Raw genomic sequence first — 6,952 nt, 5'->3', positions numbered from 1 at the left:
GCCCGTGGAGGCTGCGGAGCCCGTGGGGCCGACGGTGGCGGCCCGGAGGGGAGCGCGCCGGTGCCGTCCACGGCGCCGTCCGCCTTGCGCCGGTGAGACCGCCCCGGGCACGCGGAAGCGGGCGGGGCCGAAGGACCCCCCGCTCTCCAGTGAACCGCGGGCGGGTCCGACCGCGCCAGGGGGAGGTCCGGGCTGTGGACGACCCCTGCGTACACCCCGGGCCTCGGGAGGCGGAGGGTCCCCCGGCGGCCTCGGCTCCAGGGTGCCGGGCCGGGCCGGACCGGGCTGGGCCCGCTACTCCAGGTGCGTACCGGCGATGATCTGGTTCACCAGGTCGGGGCGGTAGCTCGGCTGGCGGATCTCCATGTACAGGGTCGTGGGATCGTCCGGCCCGTGCACGGCGACGCTGCTCAACGAGCCGTTGCCGTGGCACTCGGGCCAGTCCCACACCGTGCCCTCCCAGCCCCCGGTGTCCACCGTCCGTTCCAGGGGGGTGCCACCGCACGGCTCGGCGTCGGAGATACCGCTCAGGTCGGCGGCGTCCCTCACCACGGCCGCGTACACCCCGTAGGACCTCGCCTCGGTGGAGCCCCATTCCTCCGTGTCGGTCGCCACCAGCAGCCCCGGCCCCACACCGGCCTCGGCCGCCACGGGGCGTGCCACGTGGTCGATGTGGAACTGCCGGACCCACGCCGACGGCACGCTCACGTCGAGCCCCCGCGACGTGGACTCCACCGAGGTCATGGACAGGTCCGGATGGCCCAGGGACGCCGTGGTGGTGACCGCGAGCAGGGCCAGTGACGCCAGCAGGGCCGTCATCCGCCGCCACGGCATCCGGTACCGCCGCCACCACGGCATCGACGCCTGGGGCGGATCGGGTGCCATACGGATGGTCCTGACCCGGTCGGTGAAGGTTTTGGCGTCCGCTGGACGGCTTTCCCGGTCCACCGAAAGCGCCGACAGGATGAGCGCGTCGAGTTCCGGAGGCAGTCCTGGCCGGATCTGGCCAGGCGCCACCTTCACCGGCGGGCGCGACGGCGGACGGCCCGTGATGAGTTCGTAGGCCACCGCGCCCAGCGAGTACACGTCCGACCGGACGTCCAGGTCACCGCCGGGGATGCTCTGCTCCGGGGACATGTAGCCGGGCGTCCCGGCCGCCGCGGTGAACCCCGACGCCTCGTCGATCGACTTGGCGAACCCCAGGTCCGCCACCAGCACCCTCTGACCCACCGGTGACGACTGGAGCAGCACGTTCGACGGCTTGATGTCGCGGTGGATCGTGCCGTGGTTGTGCAGGACCGTGATGCCCTGGCCGATCTCGGTCAGCAGCCGGAGCGCCTCGTCCAGGGGCAGCTGACCCCGGTGGACGAGGTCGGCGACGCTGCCCTGGTCGGCGTAGGTCATCACCATGTAGGGTCGCCCGTCGGGCAGCACGTCCACGTCGTGCACCGCCACCAACCAGGTGGAGTCGGTCTGGCGCAGGATGCGCGCCTCCTCCAGGAAGCGGTGCTGGATGTCCATCTGGTGCGCCCAGTTCTCGGCGAGTACCTTGATGGCCACCGGATAGTTGAGCAGGTCGTCCTGCGCCAACCAGACCGTGGCAAAGGAACCGGACCCAAGGCGCCGGATGACGCGGTAGCGCCCAAAGGCCTCAGGTTGGCTCATCTCCGCCTCGGTCCGTCGGGGGTTTACACGCGGTCGTTGCCCACTAATACACCATCTGTACCTTCACATTGCCTCCCGTGGATATGATCCCCTCTCCGGGTGGCGCGGACGCCCTCGGGCCGTGGAGACTGGAGGGAGCCCCACGGGCCCACCGCGAGGCCGCGAGGGAACGTGGTCGGGGATGGAGCCGGACCGGGGCCGTAGACGTCCCATGGACGTGTGACCCTCGAAGAGGCGGGCGCACACGCGTTCGCAGCGGACGGCCGGACGTCTGCCATCAGTCAGGGAGAGACCAGCCATGCGCAGTAGTGACCACGCAGACCACCACGAGGCAAGCCCCGCGCCGCGGCGCCGGGTGGCGAGCAACGTCGACGAGGAGCTGGAGGACCTCGCGCGCCGGGCCAAGGACGGCGACGCCGTGGCCCTGGACGACCTGCTCCGGCGGATTCAGCCCGAGGTGCTGCGCCGGTGCTCCCGCTTCCTGCCCTACCGGCAGGACGCCGAGGAGGCGTGCCAGGACGCGCTGCTGCGCGTGGCCCGCAAGATCGACAGCTTCAAGGGCGACTCCCTGTTCACCACCTGGCTGTACACGGTGGTGTCCAACTCCGCCCGTCAGACCTACCGCTCGATGAAGCGGCGTTCGGCCGAGTTCCCCACCGAGGCCGAGCGCATGCCCCACCAGAGCGACCCCCGTACCACCAGCGTCATCGCCGGTTCCCGCATCGACCTGCTGGAGGCCCTCGACCAGCTGGAGAAGGACCGCCCCAACCTGGTCGCCCCCCTGGTTCTGCGCGACCTGTGCCAGATGGACTACAACGAGATCGCCTCCGAGCTCAACCTGGCCCTGGGTACCGTGAAGTCCCGCATCCACCAGGGGCGAAAGCACGTGCGCAAGTCCCTGACCGTGACGTAGCTCCCCGCGGGCGAACTACGCTGGTGGCATCCCCGTCGGCACATCCTTCACAGCGGTGTGCTGTCCCAGATCCAGCTCTGAGAGGTTTCGCCAATGGGGCTTCGTGACCCCCTGTACTGGCTGTACGAGCGGCGCCTGGAACGTCGGCTGACCAGCCAGGAGATTCCCCGCCACGTCGGTGTCGCCATGGACGGCAACCGGCGCTGGGCCAAGGTCAGCGGACTCCGGGCGGCCGAGCAGGGCCATCAGGCAGGCGCGAACAAGATCTTCGAGCTGCTGCACTGGTGCGACGAGGTCGGCGTGCAGGTGGTCACACTGTGGATGCTGTCCACCGACAACCTCACCCGTGACGAGTCCGAACTGGGCCCGTTGGTGCGCATCATCGAGCAGACCATCGCCCGTCTGCACGAGGAGGGGTGGAACACCCGGCCCGTCGGGGCGCTCGACGTGCTGCCCGCCTCCACCGTCCGTGCCCTCAAGGAGGCGGAGACGGCCACATCCGGCAATCCCGGTCTGGTTGTCAACGTCGCCGTGGGGTATGGAGGTAGACGTGAGATCGCTGATGCGGTGCGGTCACTCCTCCACGAGGAGGCGGCCAAGGGCACCGGTATCCAGGAGCTGGCCGAGCGCCTGGACATCGAGGACATCGCACGGCATCTCTACACGCGCGGTCAGCCCGACCCCGACCTGCTCATCCGCACGTCGGGGGAGCAGCGCCTGTCCGGTTTCATGCTGTGGCAGAGCGTGCACTCGGAGTTCTACTTCTGTGAGGTCTACTGGCCTGCCTTCCGCAGAGTGGACTTCCTCCGTGCACTGCGCTCGTACGGCGCGCGCAACCGCCGCTACGGATCCTGACCCCCCGGTCCCTCCGGCGGCCAACCCCTTAACGCGGAGTTCACCGCGCGGAGGGGAAGGTCCCTTGGAAACGGGAGGACGGGCGCGTAGCGTCGGAAGTAGCGGGTGGCGTTCGTCCACCCGTTCGGGAGGCCCCGGCTCATTGATCTCCTCCGCCATCGCGGAACGTCAACGAGGAGGGCCGGACCCGGCCCTCGCGGGCCAGGTCCCGGTCCTCCATGATCCCGTGACAGTAGGGCGCCCCAGTGGTGCCCAAGGGGAGAACGAGTGGCTAGTTCCTCGACCGATCGCCGTGACACCCAGTCCCCCGACCCCCAGGCGGAGGTAGGCCAGGGCGGACGCGTCCACGTGCTCGACACCAGCGTCCTGCTCGCCGACCCGCTGGCCATGAGCCGGTTCGCCGAGCACGAGGTCGTCATCCCCGTGGTGGTGATCACCGAACTGGAGAGCAAGCGACACCACCCGGAGCTCGGATACTTCGCGCGTAACGCCCTGCGTCGTCTGGACGACCTCCGGGTCGCCCACGGTCGTCTGGACGTTCCGGTACCGGTGAACGACCTGGGCGGCACGCTGCGTGTGGAGCTCAACCACAGCGATCCGGCGATCCTGCCGGCGGGCTTCCGGCTCGGCGACAACGACACCCGGATCCTCACGGTGGCCCGTAACCTCCAGGAGGAGGGGGCGGACGTCGTGTTGGTGAGCAAGGACCTGCCGATGCGGATCAAGGCGTCCTCCATCGGCCTGGCCGCGGACGAGTACCGGGCCGAACTGGCCATCGAACACGGCTGGACGGGCATGGCCGAGCTGGACGTGCCCGCCCACCAGATCGGCGAGCTGTTCACGAACGGTGAGAGCGACATCGAGGAGGCCCGCGAGTTTCCCTGCCACACCGGGATGGTGCTGGTGTCCGAGCGCGGCAAGGCCCTCGGCCGGGTCCAGCCCGACAAGTCGGTGAGGCTGGTGCGCGGTGACCGGGACGTGTTCGGCCTGCACGGCCGCAGCGCCGAGCAGCGCGTCGCCCTGGACCTGCTCACCGACCCCGAGGTGGGCATCGTCTCCCTGGGCGGGCGCGCGGGTACCGGCAAGTCGGCGCTGGCGCTGTGCGCGGGCCTGGAGGCCGTCCTGGAGCGTCGCCAGTACCGCAAGGTGATGGTGTTCCGGCCGCTGTACGCGGTCGGCGGTCAGGAGCTGGGCTACCTGCCCGGGACCGAGAACGACAAGATGACCCCGTGGGGCCAGGCGGTGCACGACACCCTGTCCGCGGTGACCAGCGACGAGGTCATCGAGGAGATCGTGGACCGGGGGATGCTGGAGGTCCTGCCGCTCACGCACATCCGCGGCCGGTCGCTGCACGACGCGTTCGTGATCGTGGACGAGGCGCAGTCCCTGGAGCGCAACGTGCTGCTCACCGTGCTCTCCCGTCTGGGTGAGAACTCGCGGGTGGTGCTCACCCACGACATCGCCCAGCGCGACAACCTGCGCGTGGGCCGTCACGACGGCGTGGTCGCGGTGATCGAGAAGCTCAAGGGCCACCCGCTGTTCGCGCACGTCACCCTGACCCGGTCCGAGCGGTCGCCGATCGCCGCCCTGGTCACCGAGATGCTGGAGAACTGACCGTTCCTAGGCGGTGTCCAGGAGTGACATCTGGTGCCACGTCCCGGTACCGCGCGTCCCGAACGGTGCTGGACGCACTGGTGGCCCGCGTTCTCGCTGTCCCCGCCCGGCGGCGTGCATCCTGTGCACGGTCCGTGGCGGGGCGGCGGGTTCCCTCACGCCCCCGGGCACGTGGCCCGGCCTGGGCGGTCCGATGCCCACGACGATCACTCTGGTCGTCGTGGGGCGGTGCCGTCCGTCGCCGGATCGCGTGCCCCTGGGCGCGCCTACCGATCGCCACCGCGGCGGCGTGTCGGGAAGTCTGACGTTTGTTGCTGGTGAGTGGTTTCTGCCAGTGTGCGGCGCCCCAGCGGGAGGTGTAGGCCGCGTCCACGGCGATGACGGCGATCCCCATGGCGTGGGCCATCGAGGTCAGCCGGGAGCGCAGCCGGGCGGTGGGCATACCGGAGATCACCTGGCGGAACTTCTTGCGGCGGCCGTGTTTCTCCCGGGTCTTCTCCTTATGGAAGTCCAGGTCCTCCACCGCGATCGCCGCCACGCCATGCCCGGTGGCCCACCACAGCAGTTGGGACAGGGCATGACGCACCTGCGCGTCCCGATGGGTGGACGTGCCCGACAGGTCATAGTCGAACCGGTGCGGGTCCCCGACCGGGTTGCCGTGGGTGTCCAGCCGCCAGGCGGCCAGGTGGTCGGCGTTCATGTCCACCCCGACCACACCCCGGGCCAGCGCCGTCTCCCACGGCACCTGTGGCACCGCCTGGTGGGTCCAGGACGCGGTCACGTACCACCGGCCCCGGTCGACATCGTGGTGGCCGCGGCGAGCCAGCGCCCACTGCTCGTTCGACGTCTTGGTCAGGGTTCCGGCCCACCGCGCCGACGAGACGGGGGTCAACTCCCGTTTGCGGGCGGCCCAGGTGTCCTTGTCATGGTCGGTGCCGTGGGAGCATCGGGTGGCCAGGTCCGTCGAGGCCAACGACCCCAGATACGCGTCCACCTCCCGCAGTACGGTCTCGTCCTGGATGGTGAGGCCGGTGAGGCCGGTGAGGCGGTCACGGACGCTGACACCGGTGGGTGCAGGGACGAGGTAGGGGACCTGGATCGGCCGCAACCGCTGAGTGTTGGCCTGTACCACCGATCTCCACCCCCTGCCCGTGCGCGTTCCGTGACTGTGCTGAACGCGACAGTATCCAGACGCGAGGGTGCTCGTCTGGAGAATCAGTGAATCTCTCACGCAGGGTTGTTCCGACCGGATGCCCGGACCACACACCCACCACCCCGATAGGTGGTTCTGAGAGACACTCCTGTGTGCTCGTGTGTGTTTGAGTCACCTCCCACACCAACAGCTCACAACCCCGGTTCCGCGGAGGGTCCCGGCGGGGCCCGCCGCCCCGGTGCATCCGCTCGGAAGGGCGGCCGGGGGCGACACGGGGTCAGGGGCCACACGGAGCCGGGGCATGCCGAAGTCGGTGGGCCGGGGAGGCCCCCGGTTTCCAGTCAACCGAAAACCGGGCCCTCGCGGCAGGGGGCGCCCCGGTTCTGTGGACAACCGCCCGCCGTCAGATCGTCCGCCGTCAGTGCGCGGCGCCGCTCATCGGCCAGCGGGTCACCCCGACCTCCAGCAGGGCCCGGGGCTCACCGCGCGTGTCGAAGGGCGTGCGGATATCGTAGTCGTACCTGTCCCGGAAGGCGGACACCACGTCCTCGGGGAAGCCGTCGGCGTGGACCCGCGCCCGTCCCTCGGCCACCACCGGGGCGTCGCCGTCCTCCAGAGCCAGCGACACCCTCGGGTCGGCGGCGGCGTTGCGCGCCTTGACCGACCGCGCGTCCACGCTGATCCACCAGCGGTCGCGGAGGTGGACGAACCACACCGGCGTGACGTGCGGGGAACCGTCACGGCGCAGCGTG

At 70.2% G+C, this 6,952-nt stretch carries 6 protein-coding genes; 3 read left to right on the top strand and 3 right to left on the bottom strand.

Going from position 1 to position 6,952, the window contains the following annotated elements; translation table 11 throughout:
• Positions 1 to 294: 294 nt before the first annotated feature.
• The gene (locus D455_RS0116615; RefSeq protein ID WP_026122696.1) at positions 295 to 1,665 is read right to left on the bottom strand and encodes a serine/threonine-protein kinase; all 1,371 of its coding nucleotides are present in this window, start codon (positions 1,663 to 1,665) and stop codon (positions 295 to 297) included.
• Between the two features lie 298 nt (positions 1,666 to 1,963).
• Here D455_RS0116615 and D455_RS0116610 point away from each other — a divergent pair, with 298 nt between their 5' ends.
• The 3 genes from D455_RS0116610 (at position 1,964) to D455_RS0116600 (ending at position 5,047) form a co-directional block, all read left to right on the top strand.
• On the top strand, positions 1,964 to 2,578 hold the full coding sequence (locus D455_RS0116610) for an RNA polymerase sigma factor (RefSeq protein WP_051064649.1): 615 nt from the start codon (positions 1,964 to 1,966) through the stop codon (positions 2,576 to 2,578).
• Between the two features lie 93 nt (positions 2,579 to 2,671).
• Positions 2,672 to 3,433 (top strand): isoprenyl transferase, encoded by a 762-nt coding sequence (locus tag D455_RS0116605; RefSeq protein ID WP_017571838.1) that lies wholly within the window; start codon positions 2,672 to 2,674, stop codon positions 3,431 to 3,433.
• Between the two features lie 267 nt (positions 3,434 to 3,700).
• Positions 3,701 to 5,047 carry a PhoH family protein gene (locus D455_RS0116600; protein ID WP_040684935.1) on the top strand — a complete coding sequence of 449 codons (1,347 nt, stop codon included), beginning with the start codon at positions 3,701 to 3,703 and terminating at the stop codon, positions 5,045 to 5,047.
• On the opposite strand, the gene D455_RS30765 is transcribed toward D455_RS0116600, so the two are convergent.
• Both D455_RS30765 and D455_RS0116590 read right to left on the bottom strand, forming a co-directional pair.
• Positions 5,025 to 6,155 carry an IS200/IS605 family accessory protein TnpB-related protein gene (locus D455_RS30765; protein ID WP_020480242.1) on the bottom strand — a complete coding sequence of 377 codons (1,131 nt, stop codon included), beginning with the start codon at positions 6,153 to 6,155 and terminating at the stop codon, positions 5,025 to 5,027. The two genes, D455_RS0116600 and D455_RS30765, sit on opposite strands and share 23 nt — an antisense overlap.
• 463 nt (positions 6,156 to 6,618) lie before the next feature.
• A partial coding sequence (locus D455_RS0116590) for a pyridoxamine 5'-phosphate oxidase family protein (RefSeq protein WP_017571836.1) occupies positions 6,619 to 6,952 on the bottom strand: 334 nt, incomplete at its 5' end.

Source organism: Nocardiopsis halotolerans DSM 44410, from assembly GCF_000341065.1.
In the GTDB taxonomy this organism is placed as follows: domain Bacteria; phylum Actinomycetota; class Actinomycetes; order Streptosporangiales; family Streptosporangiaceae; genus Nocardiopsis; species Nocardiopsis halotolerans.
The sequence above is the reverse complement of the archived record's forward strand: the minus strand, read 5'-3'. Positions and strand labels throughout refer to the sequence as shown.

Excerpts from the sequence above, each read along its gene's own strand:
- D455_RS0116610 (WP_051064649.1), top strand. The coding sequence starts at position 1,964 with ATGCGCAGTAGTGACCACGCAGACCACCACGAGGCAAGCCCCGCGCCG.
- D455_RS0116605 (WP_017571838.1), top strand. The coding sequence starts at position 2,672 with ATGGGGCTTCGTGACCCCCTGTACTGGCTGTACGAGCGGCGCCTGGAA.
- D455_RS0116615 (WP_026122696.1), bottom strand. The coding sequence starts at position 1,665 with ATGAGCCAACCTGAGGCCTTTGGGCGCTACCGCGTCATCCGGCGCCTT.